25 protein-coding genes, 1 pseudogene and 1 riboswitch are annotated in these 23,806 nt (G+C 72.2%); of the genes and pseudogenes, 14 read left to right on the top strand and 12 right to left on the bottom strand.

Annotated elements, in window-relative coordinates; translation table 11 throughout:
- Positions 1-70 precede the first annotated feature (70 nt).
- Positions 71-210, bottom strand: a riboswitch (cobalamin riboswitch).
- 363 nt (positions 211-573) lie between these two features.
- The 3 genes from ACWBNA_RS06130 to ACWBNA_RS06120 all read right to left on the bottom strand — a co-directional run bounded on the left by ACWBNA_RS06130 (position 574) and on the right by ACWBNA_RS06120 (position 2,989).
- Complete coding sequence (locus tag ACWBNA_RS06130) at positions 574-795, bottom strand: hypothetical protein (RefSeq protein WP_482703097.1); 222 nt, start codon at positions 793-795, stop codon at positions 574-576.
- Positions 796-838: 43 nt separating this feature from the next.
- A complete protein-coding gene (locus ACWBNA_RS06125) occupies positions 839-2,086 on the bottom strand; it encodes an inorganic phosphate transporter (protein WP_482703095.1) in 1,248 nt (415 codons plus the stop codon).
- A gap of 153 nt (positions 2,087-2,239) precedes the next feature.
- A complete protein-coding gene (locus ACWBNA_RS06120) occupies positions 2,240-2,989 on the bottom strand; it encodes a lysozyme (RefSeq protein ID WP_482703340.1) in 750 nt (249 codons plus the stop codon).
- 196 nt (positions 2,990-3,185) lie between these two features.
- On the opposite strand from ACWBNA_RS06120, the gene ACWBNA_RS06115 reads away from it, so the two are divergent.
- The 3 genes from ACWBNA_RS06115 (at position 3,186) to ACWBNA_RS06105 (ending at position 6,755) form a co-directional block, all read left to right on the top strand.
- A complete protein-coding gene (locus ACWBNA_RS06115) occupies positions 3,186-3,917 on the top strand; it encodes a class II aldolase/adducin family protein (protein WP_482703093.1) in 732 nt (243 codons plus the stop codon).
- Between the two features lie 100 nt (positions 3,918-4,017).
- Complete coding sequence (locus tag ACWBNA_RS06110; RefSeq protein ID WP_482703091.1) at positions 4,018-5,148, top strand: alpha/beta hydrolase; 1,131 nt, start codon at positions 4,018-4,020, stop codon at positions 5,146-5,148.
- Between the two features lie 188 nt (positions 5,149-5,336).
- Entirely contained in the window at positions 5,337-6,755 is a 1,419-nt protein-coding gene (locus ACWBNA_RS06105; protein WP_482703089.1) for a hypothetical protein, read from the top strand.
- A 30-nt stretch (positions 6,756-6,785) separates the two neighbouring features.
- Here ACWBNA_RS06105 and ACWBNA_RS06100 read toward each other — a convergent pair whose 3' ends face one another.
- Positions 6,786-7,199, bottom strand: a complete 414-nt coding sequence (locus tag ACWBNA_RS06100) for a VOC family protein (protein ID WP_482703087.1) — start codon at positions 7,197-7,199, stop codon at positions 6,786-6,788.
- A 268-nt stretch (positions 7,200-7,467) separates the two neighbouring features.
- Between ACWBNA_RS06100 and ACWBNA_RS06095 the strand changes: the two genes are divergently transcribed.
- The 3 genes from ACWBNA_RS06095 (at position 7,468) to ACWBNA_RS06085 (ending at position 10,594) form a co-directional block, all read left to right on the top strand.
- Positions 7,468-9,066, top strand: a complete 1,599-nt coding sequence (locus tag ACWBNA_RS06095; protein ID WP_482703085.1) for an ABC-F family ATP-binding cassette domain-containing protein — start codon at positions 7,468-7,470, stop codon at positions 9,064-9,066.
- A 385-nt stretch (positions 9,067-9,451) separates the two neighbouring features.
- Entirely contained in the window at positions 9,452-9,673 is a 222-nt protein-coding gene (locus ACWBNA_RS06090) for a helix-turn-helix domain-containing protein (protein ID WP_004002281.1), read from the top strand.
- Positions 9,674-9,790: 117 nt separating this feature from the next.
- Positions 9,791-10,594: an enoyl-CoA hydratase/isomerase family protein gene (locus tag ACWBNA_RS06085; protein WP_482703083.1), complete on the top strand. Its 804-nt coding sequence runs from the start codon at positions 9,791-9,793 to the stop codon at positions 10,592-10,594.
- 4 nt (positions 10,595-10,598) lie between these two features.
- On the opposite strand, the gene ACWBNA_RS06080 is transcribed toward ACWBNA_RS06085, so the two are convergent.
- A complete protein-coding gene (locus ACWBNA_RS06080; protein WP_482703081.1) occupies positions 10,599-11,306 on the bottom strand; it encodes a nucleopolyhedrovirus P10 family protein in 708 nt (235 codons plus the stop codon).
- A gap of 86 nt (positions 11,307-11,392) precedes the next feature.
- Between ACWBNA_RS06080 and ACWBNA_RS06075 the strand changes: the two genes are divergently transcribed.
- From ACWBNA_RS06075 to amaP, 5 genes are read left to right on the top strand one after another with little or no spacing between them, the layout of a single operon-like run.
- On the top strand, positions 11,393-11,878 hold the full coding sequence (locus tag ACWBNA_RS06075) for an Asp23/Gls24 family envelope stress response protein (protein WP_482703079.1): 486 nt from the start codon (positions 11,393-11,395) through the stop codon (positions 11,876-11,878).
- Positions 11,879-11,911: 33 nt separating this feature from the next.
- Positions 11,912-12,106, top strand: a complete 195-nt coding sequence (locus tag ACWBNA_RS06070; RefSeq protein WP_482703077.1) for a hypothetical protein — start codon at positions 11,912-11,914, stop codon at positions 12,104-12,106.
- Complete coding sequence (locus ACWBNA_RS06065) at positions 12,103-12,486, top strand: Asp23/Gls24 family envelope stress response protein (RefSeq protein WP_482703075.1); 384 nt, start codon at positions 12,103-12,105, stop codon at positions 12,484-12,486. Before ACWBNA_RS06070 ends, ACWBNA_RS06065 begins: the two co-directional genes overlap by 4 nt.
- The gene (locus ACWBNA_RS06060) at positions 12,483-13,148 is read left to right on the top strand and encodes a DUF6286 domain-containing protein (protein WP_482703073.1); all 666 of its coding nucleotides are present in this window, start codon (positions 12,483-12,485) and stop codon (positions 13,146-13,148) included. The genes ACWBNA_RS06065 and ACWBNA_RS06060 overlap by 4 nt, the downstream gene beginning before the upstream one ends.
- Positions 13,145-13,732 (top strand): alkaline shock response membrane anchor protein AmaP, encoded by a 588-nt coding sequence (gene amaP / locus ACWBNA_RS06055; RefSeq protein WP_482703071.1) that lies wholly within the window; start codon positions 13,145-13,147, stop codon positions 13,730-13,732. Before ACWBNA_RS06060 ends, amaP begins: the two co-directional genes overlap by 4 nt.
- A 55-nt stretch (positions 13,733-13,787) precedes the next feature.
- On the opposite strand, the gene ACWBNA_RS06050 is transcribed toward amaP, so the two are convergent.
- The 5 genes from ACWBNA_RS06050 to ACWBNA_RS06030 all read right to left on the bottom strand — a co-directional run bounded on the left by ACWBNA_RS06050 (position 13,788) and on the right by ACWBNA_RS06030 (position 18,762).
- Complete coding sequence (locus ACWBNA_RS06050; RefSeq protein WP_482703069.1) at positions 13,788-14,543, bottom strand: SDR family oxidoreductase; 756 nt, start codon at positions 14,541-14,543, stop codon at positions 13,788-13,790.
- Between the two features lie 5 nt (positions 14,544-14,548).
- Positions 14,549-16,333, bottom strand: a complete 1,785-nt coding sequence (locus ACWBNA_RS06045; protein ID WP_482703068.1) for a glycoside hydrolase family 15 protein — start codon at positions 16,331-16,333, stop codon at positions 14,549-14,551.
- A 195-nt stretch (positions 16,334-16,528) separates the two neighbouring features.
- Complete coding sequence (locus tag ACWBNA_RS06040) at positions 16,529-17,323, bottom strand: SURF1 family cytochrome oxidase biogenesis protein (RefSeq protein WP_482703066.1); 795 nt, start codon at positions 17,321-17,323, stop codon at positions 16,529-16,531.
- Positions 17,324-17,402: 79 nt separating this feature from the next.
- Positions 17,403-17,636: a hypothetical protein gene (locus ACWBNA_RS06035; protein WP_383875950.1), complete on the bottom strand. Its 234-nt coding sequence runs from the start codon at positions 17,634-17,636 to the stop codon at positions 17,403-17,405.
- A gap of 142 nt (positions 17,637-17,778) precedes the next feature.
- Positions 17,779-18,762 (bottom strand): DEDDh family exonuclease, encoded by a 984-nt coding sequence (locus tag ACWBNA_RS06030; RefSeq protein ID WP_482703063.1) that lies wholly within the window; start codon positions 18,760-18,762, stop codon positions 17,779-17,781.
- Positions 18,763-19,361: 599 nt separating this feature from the next.
- Here ACWBNA_RS06030 and ACWBNA_RS06025 point away from each other — a divergent pair.
- From ACWBNA_RS06025 to ACWBNA_RS06015, 3 genes and pseudogenes are all read left to right on the top strand, one after another.
- Positions 19,362-20,234 carry a sterol desaturase family protein gene (locus tag ACWBNA_RS06025; RefSeq protein ID WP_482703062.1) on the top strand — a complete coding sequence of 291 codons (873 nt, stop codon included), beginning with the start codon at positions 19,362-19,364 and terminating at the stop codon, positions 20,232-20,234.
- Positions 20,231-20,956: a lysoplasmalogenase gene (locus ACWBNA_RS06020; protein WP_482703061.1), complete on the top strand. Its 726-nt coding sequence runs from the start codon at positions 20,231-20,233 to the stop codon at positions 20,954-20,956. Before ACWBNA_RS06025 ends, ACWBNA_RS06020 begins: the two co-directional genes overlap by 4 nt.
- Before the next feature lie 13 nt (positions 20,957-20,969).
- Positions 20,970-21,176: pseudogene (locus ACWBNA_RS06015) on the top strand (IMP dehydrogenase); the annotation flags it as partial.
- Positions 21,177-21,200: 24 nt separating this feature from the next.
- Here ACWBNA_RS06015 and ACWBNA_RS06010 read toward each other — a convergent pair.
- Positions 21,201-22,208 carry a CopD family protein gene (locus ACWBNA_RS06010; protein ID WP_482703060.1) on the bottom strand — a complete coding sequence of 336 codons (1,008 nt, stop codon included), beginning with the start codon at positions 22,206-22,208 and terminating at the stop codon, positions 21,201-21,203.
- Positions 22,209-22,309: 101 nt separating this feature from the next.
- Entirely contained in the window at positions 22,310-23,680 is a 1,371-nt protein-coding gene (locus tag ACWBNA_RS06005; protein WP_482703058.1) for a CoA transferase, read from the bottom strand.
- Positions 23,681-23,806: the final 126 nt, after the last annotated feature.

The following is a 23,806-nucleotide window of genomic DNA, read 5'->3' as shown; positions in this document are numbered from 1 at the left end:
GCTGGTGTTGAACCTCGAACGGCAGCCGCGCATGGCGATATGTCCTCACTCAGGGTGTCCGCGCCCTGGTTCGACGAGATCGGCGGTGAGAGTTCCTGGCTCCCGGGGCTTCCTACCCCGGTGACAGTGGCGGGACCGCGCCGGACTCACACCGGCTTCCTCTCCTACCGCCGTACATGGCTCCGGCAGTCCACCACGGGGTTGGAAGGGCCGTCAACTTGCTGTTGACCTGCGAGAGGGGAGTGTGCTGAGACCCACATCGGTGGCATGACGGTCGGCTCACGGGGGCCGGCCGGCCGGTGATTCGCCTGCGCGGGGCGGCTCTCCGGTCAGGCGCTTGTGATCACGCTTCGTCAACGCATGTGGTCCGTCAGGAAGGGATGAGGCGCCGGTAGTTACGGGTGGAAGGTACCGAAAGGGCATGGTTTGAGCGGCGCGTCCGTCACGGAGGCACTCCGCCCGGCGGTGTGCCCCGCACGTGTCGCCGTCGACCGCGCGGGTGACGCCGACATGCGACAACCGGGCGGGTGCGAGGCCGAAGCCCCGCACCCGCCCGGTTGTCGTGCCGTGACGTCAGGCCACGATCAGATAGATCCCGTACCCGACAGCCGCCGCGCAGGCCGCGAAGCACGCGTACGCACCCGTGACCGCGGCAGCGGCCGTGCCGCCCTGCGCGACGGCCCGCTCGCGGCGGGACAGGCCCACGATGCCGAGGGTGAAGAGGGCCACGAGGGTCACGGTGATCAGGAGGCTGATGCCGAAGACGGATCCGAGGGCCGCCCAGTCGATCTTCATGCTGGTTCTTCCTTCATGCCGGTTGGTGCCTGGGTGGCGGGGCTCAGACGGTGGTCGCGGCCGACGGGGCCGCGGGGTCGGCCGCGCTGGCCGGGGCCGGGATCGTGGCCGTGAGGTCCTCAGTCACCGAGGCCCCGACCGGCGGCGGCGTCACGGCGGCGATCGCCGTGGTGACCACGCCGGCCGGCTCCTCGCTGTCGTTGACGTTCGTGTGGTCGACGACCTCGCGGCGCGAGAGCTTCCAGATCGCCGCGCTGGAGGCGATGAGGAAGACGGCGACGAGGGCGGTGCCCCAGGCGCCGAAGCCGGTCACATACTCCGCGAGCGCGCCCACCAGGGCCGCGGCGGGCAGGGTCAGGCCCCACGCCACGAACATGCGGGTCGCCGTCGACCAGCGGACCACGCCGCCCTTGCGGCCGAGTCCGGCGCCCATCACCGAGCCGGAGACGGAGTGCGTGGTGGACAGGGAGAAGCCGAGGTGGGAGGAGGCCAGGATGACCGTGGCCGCGCTGGTCTGGGCGGCGAAGCCCTGCTGCGGCTGGAGGTCGGTCAGGCCCTTGCCCATGGTGCGGATGATGCGCCAGCCGCCGAGGTAGGTGCCGAGCGCGATGGCGAGGCCCGCGGAGAGGATGACCCAGGTGGGCGGGTCCGAGTCGGGGGCGACGGCGCCGCCGGCGACCAGGGCGAGGGTGATGATGCCCATCGTCTTCTGGGCGTCGTTGGTGCCGTGGGCCAGGGAGACCAGGCCGGCGGAGGCGATCTGGCCGGCGCGGTAGCCCTTCTCGGCGGCCTTGCCGTCGGCCTTCTTGCCGAGGGAGTAGGACAGGCGCGTGGCGAGCATCGCCGCCAGGCCCGCCACGATCGGGGCGGCGATCGCCGGGATCAGGACCTTGGTGACCAGGACGTCACCGTGCACCGCGCCGACGCCCGCGGAGGCGATGGTGGCGCCGATGAGGCCGCCCATGAGGGCGTGCGAGGAGCTGGAGGGGAGCCCGACCAGCCACGTCAGCAGGTTCCAGAGGATCGCGCCGACCAGGGCGGCGAAGATGACCTCGGGACGGATGCCGGATTCGTCGACGAGACCCTTGGAGATCGTGTTGGCGACCTCCACGGAGAGGAAAGCGCCTACAAGGTTCAGCACGGCGGACATGGCCACCGCGACCTTGGGCTTGAGTGCACCGGTCGAGATGGTGGTGGCCATCGCGTTGGCGGTGTCGTGGAAACCGTTCGTGAAATCGAACGCGAGTGCGGTTACTACCACAATCGCGAGGATCAGCGAGAAGTTTTCCATTTACCCAGGCAATCGTTCGAGGTCATTGGCCAGATGAACGTAGGTAACCAGGGTGAACGGAAGATGAACTGAGCAGGGCCGCACGGTGTCTGGATTCGACGGTTCTCGCTCCACCGGGCTCCAGTTGATCCGCGCGGCCCCGACGCCGCGGGATCAGTCGCCTCTGGCGAACTCCCTCAGCTGGGTCCGGGACCCGTTGAAGAGATTCTGGTCACCCGGCAGGCCGCCACTGTTGTCGTACTGCCAGATGGTCCAGAACGACCAGCCGGCGGGCAGCGTTCCGGCGTTCGCCGAGTTGTAGCGGGCGACCCACAGGGCGTGGTTGGCGGCGAAGGCGGGGCTGCCGCCGGTGCACGTGTTCCACCAGTGGGCGGTGGTGTAGATCACCGGACGGCGGCCGGTGAGCCGTTTGACCTCGTCGCTGAACGACTTGATCCAGCTGACCATCTTCGGCTTGGTCAGGCCGTAGCACTTGTGCTTCTTGTCGTACGGGTTGTATTCGATGTCGAGCGCGGGCGGCAGTGTCCAGCCGTCCGCACTCCAGCTGCCGCCGTTGCGCACGAAGTGCGCTGCCTGCGCCGAGCCGGACGACGTGTTCGGCAGGGCGAAGTGGTACGCCCCGCGGATGATGCCCGCCTCGCGCGCGCCGTTGTACTGCCGGCCGAAGTACGGGTTGCGGTAGGTGGTGGACTCGGTCGCCTTGACGTAGACGAACGTGGCGCCCTTCGCCCTGGCCTTCTGCCAGTCGACGTTCTTCTGGTGGGAAGAGACGTCGTGCCCCTTGGGCAGGCTCGCGGCCGAGGCGGGCGTCTCGGCGAGGGCTGTTCCCCCGACGGTGAGTGCCGCCGCGGCCGCCGCCAAGGCGCGGGTGCGGCGACGGGACGGATTGCGATCACGGGCCATATGTCCCCCCGGAATGGCGACGTGCACGACAAATCCCCCAGAGATTACTGGAAGGTCGTCGCATCTCCGGTGATCTCCGGCCAAGCGACCGAAGAAGCCTGTGTATGCCCATATGTGCTCTTTCGGAGGTGCCGGTTCCGGCCTAAAGTGCCCTCGCCCGCGGGCGGGTTGACGCCGCGCCTGGCAGGATCGCCGCATGGCTGAGGAGCGGCGGGACGCCGGGGGCGTGCGGGGCGGCCGGGACGGCGCACAGGATGTGCCGGAGCCGCGGGGGAGGAGTGTGCGCCCCGAGGAGGCGCACGCCTGGGAGGCGCTCGTCGCGACGGCCCGGCGGACGGTGTCCGACGGACTGGTCGTCGGGACCTCCGGCAACGTCTCGGTACGCGTCGAGGACACCGTCCTGGTCACACCGTCGGGCGTCCCCTACGACCGGCTCGCGCCGGACGACGTCACCGGCGTCGACCTCGACGGCCGGCAGGTCCTCGGCACCCTCGTCCCCACCAGCGAGCTGCCCATGCACCTGGCCGTCTACCGCACCACCGACGCGCTCGCCGTCGTCCACACCCACGCCGTGCACGCCACGGCCGTCTCCACGCTCGTCCCCGAGCTCCCGGCGATCCACTACATGGCCGGCGCGCTGGGCGGCCCCGTCCGGGTTGCCCCGTATGCCACATACGGCACCGACGAGTTGGCCGAGAACATGCTCCACGCCCTCGCCGACCGCTCCGCCTGCCTCCTGCAGAACCACGGCACCCTCACCTACGGCACCACCCTGGACCAGGCCTACGACCGCACGGCCCAGCTGGAATGGATGTGCCGCCTGTGGCTGACGGCGTCCTCGGTACCGGGCCTCTCGCCGGCCCTGCTTTCCGAGGCACAGCTCGCGGAGGCGGGTGAGCGGCTGCGGGGGTACGGGCAGCGAGGCTGAGCCGCAGGCCGCCGCGACGGCTCCCGGCCCGCCCACCGCGAGAGCCGCCCCGAGCGCACTCCCACTGGCCGCCGACGAGGTCCGCCAGGACACTGGACGGGTGCGCACTGTCACCGCAACGACCGCCGCCGTCACCGCGGCCCTGGCCGCCGGCGCCGCCGGAATCGCCGTCGGCCGGCTCGCCGCCGACGCCGCGCTCAAGGCGCCCGCGGGCCGCCCCCTGCCCACCGAACCCCACCTCACCGTGCACGCGACTGCGGCCGGCCGCGTCGCCCTCACCCGCGACCTGGCCGCCCTGCGCCCCGGCGTCCACGGCCTTCGCGGCGACGGCTCGCACGCGGTCGTCGGCCCCGTCCTCGGCACGGAGCCCCACTCCGCCGACACCGTCGTACGCCGCCTGGAACGCGTCACGCACGGCACCCTGAAACCCGGCGACAAGGTCTGGCTCACCCCGAACGTGTACGCGGGCGACCCCGGCACCGCCCTCGGCCTGGACCACACCGACATCGACGTCCCCGGTGAACTCGGCGCCCTGCCCGCCTGGTTCGTGCCCGGCGTACGCGACACCTGGGTGATCGCGGTGCACGGCCTCGGCACCACCCGAGAACACCCCATGAACGTCATGGAGTTCCTGCACCGCCACCGCTTCCCGGTACTCGCCCTCGCCTACCGTGGCGACCTCGGCGCGCCCCGCCCACCGGACGGCCTCAACCACCTCGGCGAGACCGAGTGGCGCGACCTGGACGCGGCGATGCGTTACGCCGTCGGCCACGGCGCCCGGCAGCTCGTCCTGCACGGCTGGTCCACCGGCGCCACGATGGCGCTGCGGGCCGCCGCGCGCTCGGGGCTGCGGGAGCGGATCTCGGGGCTCGTCCTCGACTCCCCGGTCCTCAACTGGGAGGCGACCCTGCGCGCCCTCGCCTCGGCCCGCCGCACCCCGAGCGCCCTGCTGCCGCTCGCGGTACGCGCCGCACAGGGCCGCACCGGCCTGTACGGCGACCGCCTCGGCGCCGCCGCGACCCCCGACCGTCTCGCCATGCCGCCGACCCTGCTCTTCCACGGCCCGGACGACACGGTGGCCCCCTGGGCCCACTCCCGCCGCCTCGCCGCGACCCACTCCGGCCGGGTCGCCCTCCACACGGTCCGTCGAGCGCCCCACGCGGCCATGTGGAACGCCGACCCGAAGGCCTACGAAGAGGCCCTGCGCCGCTTCCTGACGCCGTTGATGTGACGTGACGCCTCCTCAGGCCCCCGCCCGGCCATCTCCTCCGCTCCCGGTGCCGGGCCTTCCGTTTAACGCCGTACCACTGGCCTGATCTCGGCCTGCGGCCGCTCGCGAGGGCCCGGCGCCAGCCCTCCCGGTCGCCCGCCGTGCCATTCCGTTTGGGTTTTCGGACCGTCAACCGGAAGACTGCACCCGTGACGTCCCGTATCCCGCGCGACTCCAGGCTTCGACTCGTCCGCCCGCGACCCCTGGCCGCCGCCCCCACAGCTGTGAACCAGCGGCGCCCGCGCCGCCCCGCGCCCCGCCCGCCGGAAGGCACCCCGGCCCCCGCGGAACTGGCCAGAATGGCACGCTCCGGCCTGGCCGCCGCCGCCCGCGTCGCCCACTGGGCGGACGCCGCGCTGCGCCCCCGCCGGGACGGCGCGAACCCCGACGGCAAGGGCGCCCTCTCCGGCGAGACCGCCGAACGAGCCGCCGCCGACCTGGGCCTGACCGCGGCTCAGGTCCGCGCGGACTGGGACACCGCCCGTCTCGCCGGCCTGGTCGAGGTGCACGGCGACACCGCCCGCCCCGGCTGGCGGCTGCGTGCCTGGGACCGTGACGACAGCGCCGTGCTGCGCGGCTGGGTCGCCCTCTTCGACGCCTGGTCGCTGGCCTGCCCGGAACCGGCCGACCACGAGGCGGCCGCCGTCGCCGAGGTCGTCTCGGCGATGCCCCAGGTGCTCTCCTTCCTCCAGCTGTCCGCCGGCCCCGTCCCCGTGGAGCAACTCCTCGACCTTCTGGAGCAGCGGGTCACCGAGCTGCGCACGGAGCGCTGCGAGATCCCGTACGGCCCCCAGCCGGTACCGGTACCCGTCCCGTCGCCCCCGGCCCGGCCGGAGCCCGACGACGCCCCGCTCTCGCCCCTCCTCGACTGGGCCCTGCGCGCCCTCGCCTCCGTCGGTGCCCTCACCTACGGCGACGGGCAGGCCACGCTCACCCCGCTGGGCAACTGGGCGGTCTGGGTCAAGCTGGAGCAGATCTGCGTCGCCGCGCAGAGCCCCGCCGGGAACATCGAGCAGGCGGCCGAGGGCATGCTCCGGGGCTGCGCCCAGCTGCGCCCGAACGCGGCCCGCGCCGAGTACCGAGCCTGGCTCGCCGCCCGCCCCGTCGGCAGCGCCGTCACCGAGTTGCTCGGCGCCGCCCGCGGCGAGGACGCCCTGCTGCGCGGCCTCGCCTTCGAGGCGCTGCGGGTCGTCGGCGCCCCCGCCGAGCCCGACGTCCGCTCCGTGGCCGACGAGCCCACCCTGCGGCCGTACGCCCTGCTGTGGCTGGCCGAGCACGACGGCATCGACCCCGAGGACGCCCACGAGGTCCTCACCCGGGAAGAGGCCACGTGGCTGTGGGTCGACACCGCCGCCGCCGTCGCCGACCACGGCGAGGCCCCGATGCTGGTGCGGCACCTGGAGTCCGCGGTGCAGCCGACCGTCCCCATGCTGCTCGACGAGGTGCGTGCCGTCGGTCACCCCCGCACCGTGCAGGTCCTGGTCGCGCTCGCCGCCGCGCACCCCGACCCGGCCCTGGCGAAGGCGGTACGCCGGGCGGCCTTCCAGGTGCACACCGGAGGAAGCTGACGCGGGAGCGCCGCCGGCGGCTGTCCGCCGTCAGCCCTCCATCTCGGGGCCGTACGTGCCGAAACTCCAGATGTTGCCCTCGCTGTCCCGGGCCATGTAGTCCCGCGAGCCGTAGTCCTGGTCGGTCGGGGGCATCAGGATCTCCGTGCCGTGATCCACGGCACGCCGGTGGTGTGCGTCGACGTCGTCCACGACGACGTACACCCCGCTCGGGCCCGCGCCCTTCATCGCCGTGTCGAAGACGCCGCCGCGGCCCTTGGAGCCGATCATCACGCCGCCGTTGCCCTGCGCCAGCTCGGCGTGCAGCACGGAGCCGTCCTCGCCCTCGTACACCGACAGCTCCGTGAAGCCGAGCGCCTCCGTGAGCTGCCGGATCGCCGCTTTCGCGTCCGCGTAGAGCAGGGTCGGGAAGATGCTGGGCCGCCCGCCGTTCGTTCCTGCCATGCCGATCACTCCTTTGTGATCCCTGCCGGAGATCTCACCTGCTGTCCAGTCTGGCAGCGACCACTGACAACGCCCCGCGAGCTGCGTCCGCCGCCCACGGCGACAGCCCGGCCGACAACCCCGGCAGGCGGCTCGAACAGCGGTACGCAGAAAAAGTGGTTGCACGGCCCCGTTAGACTGGCCCCCATGGCCATTCTCCTCGCGCATTAGACGGCGGGAACGTCCTCAGCCGTCCTTCCCGTCACCCCATCCGCCCTGGAGTCTGTCCGTGATCTCCGCCTCCGGTATCGAGCTGCGCGCCGGTTCCCGCATCCTCATCGAGTCCGCCACCTTCCGCATCGCCAAGGGCGACCGCATCGGTCTGGTCGGCCGCAACGGCGCCGGCAAGACCACCCTCACCAAGTGCCTCGCAGGCCAGGGTGTCCCCGCCGCCGGCACCATCACCAGTTCCGGCGAGGTCGGCTACCTCCCGCAGGACCCCCGCACCGGCGACCTCGACGTGCTCGCCGGCGACCGCATCCTCTCCGCGCGCGGCCTGGACACCCTGATCCGCAAGATGCGGGAGAACGAGCAGCGCATCGCGAGCGGCTCGGGCGCCACCCGCGAGAAGGCCATGCGGCAGTACGAGCGCCAGGAGACCGAGTTCCTCACCAAGGGCGGGTACTCCGCCGAGGCGGAGGCCGCCACCATCGCCGCCGCGCTCAACCTGCCCGACCGGGTGCTCGGCCAGCCCCTCCATACGCTCTCCGGCGGTCAGCGCCGCCGTATCGAGCTGGCCCGCATCCTGTTCTCCGACGCGGACACGCTGCTTCTCGACGAGCCGACGAACCACCTGGACGCCGACTCGATCGTCTGGCTGCGCGACTACCTCAAGACCTACCGCGGCGGCTTCATCGTGATCTCCCACGACGTCGACCTGGTCGAGACCGTCGTCAACAAGGTCTTCTACCTCGACGCCAACCGCGCCCAGATCGACGTCTACAACATGGGCTGGAAGCTCTACCAGCAGCAACGCGAGGCCGACGAGAAGCGCCGCAAGCGCGAGCGGCAGAACGCCGAGAAGAAGGCCTCCGCGCTCCACTCGCAGGCCGACAAGATGCGCGCCAAGGCCACCAAGACCGTCGCCGCGCAGAACATGGCCCGCCGCGCCGACAAGTTGCTCGCCGGCCTGGAGGCCGAGCGGAAGTCCGACAAGGTCGCCAAGCTCCGCTTCCCGGATCCCGCGCCCTGCGGCAAGACCCCGCTGATGGCCGAGGGCCTGTCCAAGTCGTACGGATCGCTGGAGATCTTCACCGACGTCGACCTGGCCATCGACAAGGGCTCGCGCGTCGTCATCCTCGGTCTGAACGGCGCCGGCAAGACGACCCTCCTGCGGCTGCTCGGCGGCGCGGAGAAGCCCGACACCGGCCAGGTCATCGAGGGTCACGGCCTCAAGCTCGGCTACTACGCGCAGGAGCACGAGACCCTGGATCCGGAGCGCACGGTCCTGGAGAACATGCGTTCCGCCAACCCCGACCTGGACCTGGTCGAGGTCCGCAAGACGCTCGGCTCCTTCCTGTTCTCCGGCGACGACGTGGACAAGCCCGCCGGCGTCCTCTCCGGCGGCGAGAAGACCCGCCTCGCGCTCGCGACCCTGGTCGTGTCCTCGGCGAACGTGCTGCTCCTCGACGAGCCGACCAACAACCTCGACCCCGCCAGCCGCGAGGAGATTCTCGGCGCCCTGCGCACCTACAAGGGCGCGGTCGTCCTCGTCACCCACGACGAGGGCGCCGTGGACGCGCTGCAGCCCGAGCGGATCATCCTGCTGCCCGACGGTGTCGAGGACCTCTGGGGCGCGGACTACGCGGACCTCGTCGCTCTCGCCTGAGCCCTCCCCGAACCCTCGCCCGAGGGCCGGGACGTGCCGGGAACGCTTGATCGAAGACGTGATCCACTGCGTCTGGATCATTCGGCCCATCGGTGATCCATCATCTGTGTGAGATCTCCTCGTACCGAGGTGTGTCCTACATCGATTTCACGGCCGAGCCCTTTATCGACAAGGGCTCGGCCGTCGTACGTCCCTGACCTGGCACTTCGCGAAAGAACCCGTTCGGCGGTACGAACATCCCCGCGTGGAATCACATATTCCGTTTGTGGCGACGCGCTCCTGTCGTCAAAACCGTGTCTCACGGACCTTGCCGAATGGGTGGCCATGTCGGCCCGGAGGGGTGATCATGAGGAGACCAGAGCGCACTTCCCATGAGGAGGCACGGGTGGCCGAGACTCTGAAGAAGGGCAGCCGGGTAACCGGCGCCGCGCGCGACAAGCTCGCGGCAGACCTGAAGAAGAAGTACGACTCCGGTGCGAGCATTCGAGCACTGGCCGAGGAAACCGGCCGCTCGTATGGCTTCGTCCACCGGATGCTCAGCGAGTCGGGCGTCACGCTTCGTGGGCGTGGCGGGGCGACGCGGGGCAAGAAGGCCGCCTCGTCCTGAATCCGGGCGGATCATCGGCTTCGATGGTGACCACCCGGTCGGTCGGCTGATCGGCCGGGTGGTTACTGTGCAGTCACTTAGCATCGCTCTGTTGACCGCACTCATCGGAGGCGCCCCATGGCTTCGCCCGACCAGGAACTCGTTCCCCTGCTCGACAAGGACGGCGTACGGCTCACCGTGGACGACGCGCTCGCCACGGTGACACTGACCAACCCGGCCAAACGCAACGCCCAAAATCCCGCTCTGTGGCGGGCGTTGGCAGAGGCCGGGAGGTTGCTGCCGGGCGACGTCCGAGTGGTTGTGCTGCGCGGTGAGGGCAAGTCCTTCTCCGCGGGGCTCGACCGGCAGATGTTCACGCCCGAGGGGATCGAGGGCGAATCCTCCTTCATCGAACTCGCGCGCACTGGCGACGCCGAACTCGACGGCGCCATCGCCGGGTTCCAGGAGGGCTTCACCTGGTGGCGGCGCAACGACCTCGTGTCCATCGCCGCCGTCCAGGGCCACGCCATCGGCGCGGGCTTCCAACTCGCTCTCGCCTGCGACCTGCGCGTCGTCGCCGACGACGTGCAGTTCGCCATGCGCGAGACCAGCCTGGGGCTGGTGCCGGACCTCACGGGCACGCACCCGCTCGTGGGCCTGGTGGGCTATGCCCGGGCACTGGAGATCTGCGCGACCGGCCGGTTCGTGCACGCCGAGGAGGCCGTGAGCACCGGGCTGGCCAACGTCGCCGTGCCCTTGGACCAGCTCGACGGCGCGGTACGCGACCTGGCCGCGGCACTGCTGTCCGCGCCCCGGGACGCGGTCATCGAGACCAAGGCGCTGCTGCGCGGCGCCCAGGACCGGGACTACGAAGCCCAGCGCGCCGCCGAACGGGCCGCGCAGGCACGCCGGCTGCGCGACCTGGCCGGCGCCGGCGAATAAGCCCTCAGCCGACCGCGGTCACCAGCACCGCCACCGTCGGATGATCCGCCAGGGCCTGCTCCACCTTCGCGCGGACCTCCCGGGCCACGTCCAGGGCCGGGTGGTCCGCGCGCACCGCCAGTTCGACCCGCACATGGCGACGCGGCAGGGTGTTCTCGCCCTGCCGCTCCTCGACGTGCACCGGCCGCCCCAGCAGACCCGTCAGGTGGAGCACGCCCGGGACGGTCAGCGCGGCGGCACCCGCGCGGCCCTCGTCACCGGCGCCTGGCTCGGCGGCGCGCGCCGACTCGGGCTCCGGGACCGGAGGAGCCCCGGTCTCCTCGTCCAGCACACCCGTCACCCGCAGGTCCACCTCCACCACCGCCAGACCCAGCGCCTCCGCCGCGGCCGCCAGGAGCGCGCGTACGCGGGCCGCCGTCGTCGGCAGCGGCTCGGACACCGTGGCCGCGAACTCCGCCGTCACCCGCAGCGGACCGGGCGGCAGAGCGCTCGGCGGCGGCGGTACGGCGGGCTCGTGCGCGTCATCCGGGTCGGCGAGCCCGATCCGCAGTGAGCCCAGCCGTACGCCGGGCAGGTCTCGCGCCGCGCGCAGGAGCACCGCCTCCGTCGCCTCCTCGGAGATCCACGCGCCGTCACGCGGGCCTCCCAGGGGAAGGAGCCTGCCGAGCCGCAGCCGCTGTCGTACCGCCTGTGTGAACCGGTCCGCCGTCATTACTCCAGCCTGCCGCATCCCCGGCGCGCGATCGCGTAACCCGGCTTACCGTGGTCAAGAGGGACGACCGGAAGGGACGTACGGCGATGAGTGACATGACGGAGCGGAACCGGACGCAGAGCCCTGAGGGCGCCACCGATCCGCCGACGCAGACCCGCAAGGCCGTCAGGCGCGGCGGTGGGGACCCGGCCGGCCGGGGACGGACGACCATTGCCGACGGAGTCGTGGAGAAGATCGCCGGGATGGCCGCCCGGGACGTGGTCGGTGTGCACGCGATGGGCAGCGGACTGAGCCGTACCTTCGGAGCCGTTCGGGACCGGGTGCCCGGCGGAACCAAGGCCGTGACCCGCGGGGTCAAGGTCGAGGTCGGTGAGGTGCAGACCGCGCTCGACCTGGAGATCGTTGTCGAGTACGGCGTGGCGATCGCCGATGTGGCACAGGCCGTCCGGGAGAACGTCATCGCGGCGGTGGAGCGGATGACCGGCCTCGAGGTCGTCGAGGTCAACATCGCGGTGAGCGACGTGAAGCTGCCGGACGAAGAGGAAGAAGAGCCCGAGTCCCGGCTCCAGTGACGCGCCGAGGACAGGGAACCGAACGGAGGCACCATGAGCATGGCCGTGGTCGGGATGATCGCCGGCATGGCACTGGGCTTCGCCGGGTACTTCGGCGGGTTCGGCGCCTTCCTGCTGGTGGCGGCCCTGGGCGCCATCGGTTTCGTCGTCGGCCGGTTCCTCGAGGGGGACATGGATCTCGGCGACTTCTTCCGCATGCGCGACAACCGGCGTGACGGGCGGCGGTGACGTCCGTGAGCAGTGGGGCCGGTGAGCTCCGCAGACCTGCGGCCGTCGTCCCGCCCGGCGAGCGCGGGGCGACCCGGATCGCCGACCGGGTCGTCTCGAAGATCGCTTCGCAGGCGGCGCGGGAGGCTGTGGGCGAGCTGCCCGAGGACGCCGCGCCGCCGTCCGCCACGGTCGTCGTCCGCCACGAGACCGTCCGGATCCGCCTGCACCTCGAACTCGGCTATCCCTGCGACATCGGAGCGCGTTGCCGTCAGGTGCGTCGTCATGTCGTGGAGCGGGTAGGCGCGTTGGTGGGCATGGAGGTGCCGGAGGTCGCCGTCCAGGTGGAACGGCTGCATCCGGTGACGGCGCACGGCGCGGCAAAGGGGAGGACGCGATGAGCGAGCCCCAGGGCTCCGAGGGCACCACACAACGACTGCCGGTCATGGAGAAGGCGACCGGCGCAGGCGGGGAGTACGAGGCTCCGCCTGCGCCGGCCGACCACGCGGACGAGGCCGGGAGCAGTGGGCGGTTCTGGTCGGCACGCCGGGTGCCGGCCGGCATCGTGGCGTTGCTGCTCCTGGTCGTCGCCGGTGCCTTCCTGTACGACATCGCCGCCGTGCGGGCCGGCCGGGACGCCCTGGCCTGGCGCCGGGAACTGGCCCGGCAACTCGCCGAGCGGCCCCTCGACGACACCTGGGTGCTCGTCGGCGCGGGCGTCGCCGCGGCCCTCGGCCTGTGGCTGCTCGTGCTGGCGGCGACGCCCGGCCTGCGGGCGGTGCTGCCGATGCGGCGCACCCACGCCGACGTCCGCGCCGGACTGCACCGGGAGGCGGCGGCCATGGTCCTGCGGGACCGGGCCATGGAGGTCGCCGGAGTGCAGTCGGTCCGGGTGCGGATGCGCCGCGCACGCGCCGACGTCCGCGCGGTCGCCCACTTCCGCGAACAGGACGAGGTCCGCACGGACCTGGAAGCCACCCTCACCGAAGCCGTCAAGGGGCTTGGACTGTCCCGGCCGCCCAGGCTGTCGGTGCACGTGACGCGGCCCGGACGGAAGGGGTGAGTACGGTGCTCAGGACCCTCAACCGCGTACTGCTCGGCGTGGTCGGCCTCGTGCTGGTCGTCGTCGGGGGTTCCGTACTCGCCGTGGGACTGGGTGCCCCGGCGCCCTCGTGGTGGATCCACGACGGCAGGCACGACGTCCTGCTGAGCGACGCCGAACGCACCCGGTGGCGGGACGCCGACTGGTGGTGGCCGACCGTCATCGCCGTGCTCGCCGTCCTCGTGCTGCTCGCCCTGTGGCGGCTGACCGCGGTCCTGCGCAGGCACCGGCTCAACGAGGTGCTCGTCGACACCGGCGACGGCGCGGGCGCGCTGCTGCGGGGGCGTGCACTGGAGAACGTGCTGGCGGGGCAGGCGGGCGAACTGGACGGCGTCGCCCACGCCAAGGCCCTGCTGACCGGCCGATCGAGCGCCCCAGCGGCCCGAGTACGCCTGAGGCTGGAACCGCATGTGGATCCCGCGACGGCCCTCCACGACCTCACCGACCAGGCGCTCGCCCACGCCCGGCACTCGGCGGGCCTGGCCTCGCTTCCGGCGGAGGTGCGGCTGAAGGGCGTCAAGCATGGTGCGGAGAGGGTGAGTTGACAGACCGAAAGGGCCCGTGTGGGGGCGAGTGGCCCCCACCGGACCCGCGGACGGCTCAGAACCCGTGCCGCATTCCCCCGTCGACCGGCACCATGACGCCGGTCAGATAGGACGCGGCGGGCGACAGCAGGAACGCGGCCGTCCGCCCGAACTCCTCGGGCCTTCCGTACCGCCGCAGCGGAATCCGGGACTCGTTCGCCGCCCGAGTCGCCTCGGGGTCGGCCGACAGACCGTCCAGCTCGCGCACGCGGTCCGTGTCGATGCGGGCCGGAAGCAGCCCGACGACCCGGATGCCGCGCGGTCCCAGCTCGTCGGCGAGGGACTTCGCGAACCCGGCCAGCCCCGGCCGCAGCCCGTTCGAGATCGTCAGGCCCGGGATCGGTTCGTGTACCGACCCGGACAGCACGAACCCGATGACACCGCCGGCCTCCAGTTCACCCGCCGCCTCCCGGGCGAGCCGTACCGCGCCGAGGAACACCGACTCGAACGCCGTCTGCCACTGCTCGTCCGTGGTGTCGGCGACGAAGCCCGGCGCCGGCCCGCCGACGCTGACGAGAATGCCGTCGAAGCCGCCGAAGTGCTCGCGCGCGGCGGCGATCAGCCGCGCGGCCACCTGGGGGTCCGCGTTGTCCGCGGCCACGCCGAACGCGTTCGGGCCCAGGGCGGACGCCGCGTCGGTGACGCTCTTCTCGTCCCGGCCGGTGATGACCACCTTCGCGCCGTCGGCGACCAGCTCGCGCGCGGCGGCGTTGCCGAGGCCGCGGGTGGCCCCGGTGACGACGTACACCCGGTCCTTCAGTCCAAGATCCATGGCCCCTATCCTGCCTGCTCGCCGCCGAACAGGGCGAGGGCCGTGTTCACCAGACCGATGTGACTGAACGCCTGCGGGAAGTTGCCGAGCTGCATGCCGGCCACCGGGTCGTACTCCTCGGACAGCAGCCCCACGTCGTTGGCGAGCCCGACCAGCCGCTCGAACAGCTCCCGGGCCTCCTGCGTACGGCCCGTCATGTGCAGCGCGTCCGCGAGCCAGAAGGAACACACCAGGAAGGTGCCCTCGTCGCCCGGCAGCCCGTCGACGGCCGTCTCCACGGTGCTGTAGCGGCGTACGAAGCCGCTGTGGCCCAGCTCGTCGCGGACCGCGTCGATCGTGCCGACCACGCGCGGATCGTCCGGCGGCAGGAAGCCGACGCGCGGGATGAGCAGCAGCGCCGCGTCGAGTTCGCGCGAGCCGTAGTACTGCGTGAAGGTGTTCCGGTCCGGGTCGAAGCCCTTCTCGCACACCTCGCGGTGCACCTCCTCGCGCAGTGCGCGCCAGCCGTCCAGGTCGCCGCGCAGCTCCGGGTAGTCCTCCATGGCGCGCACGGCACGGTCGGCGGCCACCCACACCATCACCTTCGAGTGCACGAAGTCACGGCGGCCGCCGCGTACCTCCCACAGCCCCTCGTCCGGCTGCCGCCACGACGAGCGGAGGAACTCCAGCAGGACGCTCTGCATGGACCACATGTGCGGCTTGGCGGGCAGACCCGCCCGCCGGGCCAGCGACAGTGTGTCCATGACCTCGCCGTACACGTCCAGCTGAAGCTGCTTCACGGCCTCGTTGCCGATCCGTACGGGCCGGGAGCCGGCGAAACCGGACAGCCACGGCAGCTCGAACTCGGGCAGCCGCCGCTCGCCGGCGAGGCCGTACATGATCTGGAGGTCCGCCGGGTCGCCGGCGACCGCCCGCAGCAGCCAGTTCCGCCACGCCTCGGCCTCCTCCTGGTAACCGCACGACAGCAGGGCGCCCAGGGTGAGGGTGGAGTCGCGCAGCCAGCAGAAGCGGTAGTCCCAGTTGCGCACCCCGCCGAGCTCCTCGGGCAGCGAGGTCGTGGCCGCGGCCACGATGCCGCCGGTCGGCGCGTAGGTGAGCGCCTTCAGGGTGATCAGGGAGCGGACCACGGTGTCCCGGTGCGGACCGTCGTAGCGGCAGCGCGCCGCCCACGCCTGCCAGTCGGTGACGCTGTGCTCCAGTGCCTCGTACGGGTCGACGAGCGGCGGGCGCGGCTCGTGCGAGGGGTGCCAGGTGAGGACGAAGGCGACCTTCTCGCCCTCCTCGACGGTGAACTCCGAGTGCGTAGCGCGGTCCTCGCCCCAGGTGTGCACCTGGGGCTCGCTGCGCAGCCACGCCGAGTCCGGTCCCGCGACCGCCACGCGATGCCCGTCGGACCGGCGCATCCACGGCACGACCGAGCCGTAGTCGAAGCGCAGCCGCAGGGTGCTGCGCACGGTGACCCGGCCGCCCAGACCCTCCACGACGCGTACCAGGTCCGGGGCGCGGTGGCGCTGCGGCATCAGGTCGGTGACGCGCACCCGGCCCTCGTCGGTCTCCCACTCGGTGTCCAGGACGAGGGTGCCGGTGCGGTAGGCGCGTCTCACGCACCGGTCGGCGCCCTTGGGGGCGATGCGCCAGTGGCCGTTGTCCTTGTCCCCCAGGAGCTTGGCGAAGCAGGCGGCCGAGTCGAAGCGGGGCAGGCAGAGCCAGTCGACGGAGCCGTCCAGGCCGACCAGGGCGGCGGTCTGTTCGTCGCCGATGAGGGCGTAGTCCTCGATACGGGGGTGCACGCAGAGCGGGTTCCCGGGCGCCAGGGGTGGCAATCCGGGGCGGGGCCGGGTGAGTGACGCGGGCGGTCACACGGGGGAGCGGCCGTAAGGGCTCCACGGGTGACGTGGCTGTACGACGAGTGGGGCGGCTACACCGGGGCGGCGGGACGAGGGGGGCGTGGCTACACCAGGCCGACTGGACGACGGGTGGGGTGGCTACACCGCCGCCGGTTCCGACTCCGCCGTGGCCTGTTCGGCCTGCGCCGCCCGCCGGTCGCGCCGTTCCCGCCGGACCAGGACCACCCAGCCGACCGGCACGCCGGCCGCGAACAGCCACCACTGGATGGCGTACGCGTAGTTCAGCGCCGCGTCCTCGCTGCCCGGGCTGCCGACCAGTTCCGGGGTGTCGCCCTTCGGCTCGGGAGCCGTCTGCACGACATAGCCGCCGAGCACCTGGGCGTCGAGGCGGCGCGACTCCTGCTCACTGTTGATCAGCATGACCTGCCGGTCCGGCAGGCCTTTGAGGTCCTTGATGCCGCTCGCCGCGGTCGTCTCGTCGGGCATCAGCCGCCCGGTGACGGTGATCTCGCCGGCCGGCGGTGCGGGGATCCTGGGGAACGCGGTCTGGCTCGGGCCGTTCGCGGGGATCCAGCCGCGGTTGACGAGCAGCACCTTGCCGTCCGAGAGGACGAACGGGGTCAGAACGTGGTAGCCGACCTCGTCGTCGGAGTTGGTGCGACGCCGGACGACGACCTCGTCGTCGGTGTCGAAGCGGCCCTTCGCGGTCACGTTGTGGTAACGCTCGCCGGTGGTGACGGTGTGGCCGGGGGAGGTCAGCCGCTCCACGGGCACCGGGTCGGAGGAGAGCGCGTCGGAGACCAGCTGGTTCCGGGCGGTGCGCTCCTCGTAGCGGTGCATCTGCCAGATACCCAGCCTGATCATCGTGGGGATGAGGAGGAGGGCGACCAGTGTGAGGATCACCCACTGCCGGGACAACAGGAAGCGGTACACCCCACGACCGTACAACCGGGTCGTGGGGCGCACGGAGGCGGGTACCGGAAGCAGGGCTTCCGTGGGTCCGGGGACCGCGTCAGACCTTGTCGACGATGCCCACCTTGCCCTCCGCGCGGGCGCAGTGGGCGCCGCAGAACCAGTGGCCCTCGACCTCGACCCCCTGCCCGATGATCTGCACCCGGCAGTGCTCGCAGATCGGGGCCATGCGGTGGATCGCACAGGAGAAGCAGTCGAAGACGTGCACCGAGCCCTGGGCGTGCACCTCGAAGGTCATTCCGTAGTTGTTGCCGCAAACTTCGCAAGTCGCCATGGGCCACAGGGTGAGCGCTCGGCGCGACGCGGGCGAGCGGCTGCCGGGCGAGTCGCGCGGCAATCACCCGTCCGTACGGTCGCCGCCGGGTGACCGAGTCACCGGGTGACCGCCGACGGCCGTTCCGTTCTGTTCCGTACGGTCATCCCTCCGACGCCGGTTCCACATCCCCGAGGAGTTGCCCGAACGCCGCCTCGTCCACCACCGGCGTCCCGAACTGACGGGCCTTGACCACCTTCGACGTGCCCGAGTCCGGGTCGTTCGTGACGAGCAGGCTGGTCAGCCGGGACAGGCTCGTCGCGACATGCAGCCCGGCCTCGGTCGCGCGGTCCTCCAGCAGGTCGCGCTCGGTCGACGTGTCCCCGGAGAAGGCGACCCGCATGCCCTGCTTGAGCCGCTTGCCCGCTTCGTAACGCCCTGGGTTGGGATGGGGGCATGCCGGCCTTTTGCGGGAGGGGCGCCAACTGGTCTGCCGGTAGCTGCCGTAGCCCGCCTGCTGCCGGGGCACGGCCCGGTCCGTCCACTCGGTCAGCGGCCGGCACTCGTGCAGCGGCAGCCGTACGCCGCCCGCCGCCGCGGCCCTGAGGCTCGGCCGGAACGCCTCGGCGAGGACACGCGCGTCATCGAGGGCATGGTGCGCCCGCTGCTGTACGACGCCGAAGTGCGCCGCCAGGGCCTCCAGCTTGTAGTTGGGCAGGGGCAGGGCCAGCTCCTTGGAGAGCGCGATGGTGCACAGCCGCTGCCGCACCGGCGCCTCGCGGTCCGCGCGCGCGTACTCCCGCGCGATCATCTGCCAGTCGAAGACCGCGTTGTGCGCGACGAGCACCCGGCCGTCCAGGCGGGCCGAGAACTCCTCGGCGATCTCCGGGAAGAGGGGAGCGCCCTCCAGCACGTCGCTCGTCAGACCGTGGATCCACACCGGGCCCGGGTCCCGCTCCGGGTTGACGAGCGTGTACCAGTGGTCCTCGACCTCGCCGCGCTCGTCCAGTCGGTAGACGCCCGCGGAGATTATCCGGTCGTCCCGGGCCAGGCCGGTGGTCTCCACGTCAACGACCGCGTATCCCTTCGGATACGCGGCCGGCCAGGCGGTGGGGGAGGACGCTGCCCTCATGCGGTCTTCGAGCATGGTCCCTGAGGATACGGGTCGCGACCGACAGTCCCCGTCCTCAGGGGCGTTGTCGGGTTCGGCTGTTCGAGCTCGGCCGAATTCCCTTCCTCGATGGACGGTTGCCCCTTTCCTGGTCCTCGGCGTCGGCCCGCGTCGGTAGGGGGCACGTGTCGACGCCGTCGACCGGTACCAACGCCCGGCCGCCGCCGAGGAGTTCCGCGACCCAGTCGGCGGCGCGCGCAGCGGTGCGCCCGAGGCGGGCAGGAAGTCCCGCGGCAGCGGCAGGCCGTCCGGCGCGTTGAAGGACCGCAGACGCGGCACGAACGGCACGCACCGGTTCCAGTCCGCCGGCTCCGGGCCGAAGCTCCGTCGAGCCGCGTTCAGCGCGAGCCACTGCATGAGTGTCGACTTCCCCGGCCCGGCCCGGCCCGGCCCGGCCCGACCCGCGAGGTGGTCGACGACATGCGCGCAGCACAGCCGCAGCAGTTCCTCGTACAGACCCTGCGCCGACGGTGCGCCCCTTGGTGGAGATCGCCAAGAAGCAAGCGCGTACCGTCGGTAATACTTGTGGGTAACAACGTCTAGCCGCGGCCGACCAGCGGTTCTACGGTGCCCTCATGCCGAACCTGCCCGATGTCGTGCTGTGGTCGATACCCGCCTTCGTGCTGCTCACATTGATCGAGATGATCAGCGTCCGCCTCCATCCCGACGAGGAGGCAGCCGGCTACGAGACCAAGGACGCGGCCACGAGCGTCGGCATGGGACTCGGGAGCCTGGCCTTCGACTTCCTGTGGAAGATCCCGATCGTCGCCATCTACACGGCGGTGTACGAACTCACCCCGCTGCGGGTGCCCGTGCTGTGGTGGACCGTCCCCCTGATGCTGCTCGCCCAGGACTTCTTCTACTACTGGTCCCACCGCGGTCACCACGTCATCCGCATCCTGTGGGCCTGTCACGTCGTCCACCACTCCAGCCGCAGGTTCAACCTCACCACCGCGCTGCGCCAGCCCTGGACCTCGCTGACCGTCTGGCCGTTCTACGTCCCCCTCGTGGCCCTCGGCGTGCACCCGGCCGCCCTCGCGTTCTGTTCCTCCGCGAACCTCGTGTACCAGTTCTGGATCCACACCGAGCGGATCGACAGGCTGCCCCGCTGGTTCGAGTACGTCTTCAACACGCCGTCGCACCACCGGGTGCACCACGCTTCCCAGGGCGGTTATCTGGACCGCAACTTCGGCGGCATCCTCATCGTCTGGGACCGGCTCTTCGGATCGTTCGTCGCCGAGACCGTGCGGCCCGTCTACGGGTTGACCAAGAACATCAACACGTTCAATCCCATCAAGGTGGCCACTCATGAGTACGTCGCCATCGTCAAGGACGTGAAGGCGGCGGCCGGTTGGCGCGAGCGCGCGGGGCGGGTGTTCCGGGGGCCCGGGTGGCAGCCGGCGCCCACGCCCGCGCCGGAGGCGGCCGGGGAAACCGTGGTCGCGTGATCGTCCGCCGAGTCCTCCTGGCCGCCTTCGCGCTGGCCGCCGCCGCGGACCTCGTGTGCCTCGCCGTGGGGTTCGGCCCCGGGCACACCGTCGCCAAGCCGCTCCTGATGCCCCTTCTGGCCGGGTACGCGGCATCGCACGGCGCACCCCGTCTCCTGATCGCCGCCCTCCTCTTCGGCTGGGGCGGCGACGTCCTGCTGTTGTCCGACGCCGAGCCGGCCTTCCTCGCCGGCATGGCCTCCTTCGCGGCCGGCCACCTCTGTTATCTCGCCCTCTTCAAGGCGCACGGCAGGGTCTACGACAAGGCGCACGGCAGGGCGTACGGCTTCAAGGCGTACGGCGACGCCCGCGCGCGTGGTGGTCTTCTCGTCCTCGTCTACGCCACCGCCCTGCTCGCCACCGTGGCCTCGCTCTGGCCGGACCTGCCCCCGGATCTCCGCGTCCCCGTCGCCGGCTACAGCCTCCTGCTCACGGCGATGGCGTACATGGCGGCGACCCGGCTCGGCCTCGTCGTCGGCCTCGGCGGTGCGCTCTTCCTGCTGTCCGACACCCTGATCGCCGCCGGCGTCGCCGACTGGCCCCAGCCGCCCCGGCCCGACCTGTGGATCATGCTCACTTACCTCGCCGCGCAGCTCCTCCTCACCGTCGGCACCCTCGGTGCCCTCGAAGCGCGCCCGGCACCGGTGACGACGTGCGGTGAAGTGCGCTCGACCACGCCCTGAGCGCGCCCACGGCCTTGGTGCCATGCTCGACCGGAGCATCGCGCCGCTCGGCGGGGTGACGCCGGTTCGGGCATACCTCCCCGAGCCGCTGCCCGACGTCCTGGACGGCAGCGTCGACGCCTCGCCCGTCTTCGACCTGACCGTCGACCTGGAGGGCGTCCCCGGTGGCTACCAGGCGATGGACGAGCGCACCGCGCTCAAGGTGATGATCACCAACTGAGACGGTCCCGCGGCCGCAGACGTCTCACCAGCGGATCGGTACCGGCAACGCCGTCAGCAGCCCCGACACCGCGACCACCACGCCCAGCGCGACGACCTCCGCGCGCGCGGGCGAGCAGGCGGTCAGCGGGTCGGCGGCCCGGCCGAGCCGGATCCGTGCCCACAGGGCGAGCGCGGCGACGGCGGCCACGAGGAGCACCTTGGCCAGCAGGACGCGCCCGTACGCGGTCGTCGTCAGCTGCTCGAGGATCGTCTCCGCAGGCATGCGGCGCAGCGAACTGCCCACGCCGGTCGCCGTGATGGCGGCGAGCAGCACGGCCGCCACGCGCGCGTAAAGGCCCAGCAACGCCACGCCCGCTTCCGAGGGGCCCCAGCGTCGCAGCGTCCGCAGCGCGTGGAGCAGACCGCCCGCCCACAGCGCCGCGCACGTCAGATGCACCAGCGTCAGCCCGGAGCCGACCAGCGGGCTCTGCTCGGTGGTGGGATGCGCGCGCAAGGCCTCGGCCACGACCACCGCGGCCAGCGGCCACACCTGCGTCGCCGGCCGCGCCGAGAGCGCGCACAGCCCCGCCGCCAGGAACCCGTTGACCTCCACCAGCGCGAGCTTCCCGTCCCGCGACGCGTAGAGGCCGCCGACGTCGATCTCGGCGACGCTGCCCGGCACCGCGTTCCCCGTCGCCACGATCGACGCGAGCCCCAGTGCGGCGACGAAACCGGCGGGGGCCGCGTAGAGGGCCCAGCCGCGGGGTGCGGCGTCCGGGGCGCCGGGCACGGCACGGAGCAGCCGGCGTACGAACAACTCGCCCAGCGGCACGCACAGGGCCGCGAACAGTACGGTACGCAGCAGCGCGACGGCGCCGACGCCGGGTGCCGCGGCCTCTCCGGTGCCGTGCAGCGCGGGGGACGGCCCCAGCAGCGGCACCAGCGCGGCCAGCAGCACCAGGGCCAGGACGGCGACGGCCCGGCCCACCCCGGGGCGCCGCACGGGCTCGCTCGCGCCGGGCAGCCCGGGCGTGGGTCTTGTCAAGGTCACCTCGAGATCTTCACCAGCCGTCATAGAGCAGGGCAAGTCAAGGAAAACAACTGGGAGCTACGGCATTGCGCCCATCGGTACGTTCGCGGCCCGACCGTGACTCAGCCCCAGCGCGGCGCGTCCGCTCCCCAGGGTCCCGGCGGCCGTGCCCAGTCGGCCGGGCCGCCCTCGAAGGAGACCGGCGACAGGGCGTACCGCAGACGCCCGAGCCCGCTGTCCGCCTCCGCCAGCCAGGGGCCGGGCCCTTCGTACGGGGCGCCCACGACGCTGCTGGTCCCGCTCCCGTCCATCAGCCACCGGGCCGTCCGCGCCAGCGCCAGTCGGACGACCCGGCTGCCGCCCTCGGACGACTGCTCGGTCAGCGCCCGCAGCACGGCAGCCGCCAGCAGGTATCCCGTGCCGTGGTCCAGGGCCTGGGCGGGCAGCGCGCCGGGCTCGGCCATCGAGCCCTCGGCCGCGGCGATCCCCGTGGCCACCTGGACCAGGCTGTCGAACCCACGCCGCGCGCCCCAGGGCCCGTACCCGCCCCACGCCGACAACTGCGCCACGACCACTCCGGGCCGCCGCTCGGCCAGTGCCTGAGCCGACAGCCCGAACCGGTCCAGCGCGCCCGGCCGGTAGCCGGTGACGACCACGTCCGCCGCCCCGAGCAGTTCCTCGAAGCTGCGCCGGTCAGCCACGAGATCGAGGGTCGTCGACCGCTTCCCGAAGCCCGTGTCGGCGTGCTGGTCGGGCAGTTCGGGCAACCGCGGCGCGTCCACGCGCAGCACGTCCGCACCCAGCAGGGCGAGCGTGCGGGTGGCGACCGGGCCAGCGATGACCCGCGTCAGGTCCAGGACGCGCAGTCCGGCGGCGGGCAGCAGGGGAGGGGAGGTCGTACCGGCCGGGGCGAGCACGCGCGCGTGCGCGGAGTCCAGCCGCTCGCGCTCGACCAGCGGCCGCTTGGCGACCGCGGCCCCCTGCTCGTGAGCGGCCCACTCCTCGGTCGTGCGCAGGGCGACGGCGAGGCCGCCGGCCGCGTACACGGTCTCCTCGACCTCCAGGGAGGACCGTTCGGCGAGCGCGGCCTCGACGGCCGTCACGTCCCCCGGTACCCGCAACGCGTCCAGCAACCGGGCCCGGTGGTGGGCGTAGTTCGCGTGCGTGCGCACCCACCCGTCCGCCGTCCGCCAGAACCGGGACAGCGGCGCGAAGGTGACCGGCGCCCGCCCGTCGACCAGGAGATGCCGCTCACTGACGAACGCCGTCGCCACGGCCCCGTCGTCCACCCGAACACCGGGCACCTCCGAGAGCCCGGCCCGTCGCGCTCCCAGCTCGGCGGCGGCCAGCGCGCACGCGCCTACGCAGGCCCGTGCCAACTCCCTTGCGGGAAGGCGCCCTTGAAGAGCGCCCTCCCGCACCACGGTCGACACGCGCGGGAGGAGGGCGGGATCACCGCCCAACGCGGACCAGGCGCACTCGATGTCAGTCATGACTGCACTATGCAGTATTGACCAAATCAACATGTTGACCTGGTTGACCTGTCTGGACCTGCTGCAAGTAGGCCGACTTGACCGGTCTTTCTGTATCGGTCAAGTCGGCCTACATCCGTCTACATC

The sequence above is a fragment of the Streptomyces sp. Q2 genome (assembly GCF_056820935.1).
The sequence above is the reverse complement of the archived record's forward strand: the minus strand, read 5'-3'. Positions and strand labels throughout refer to the sequence as shown.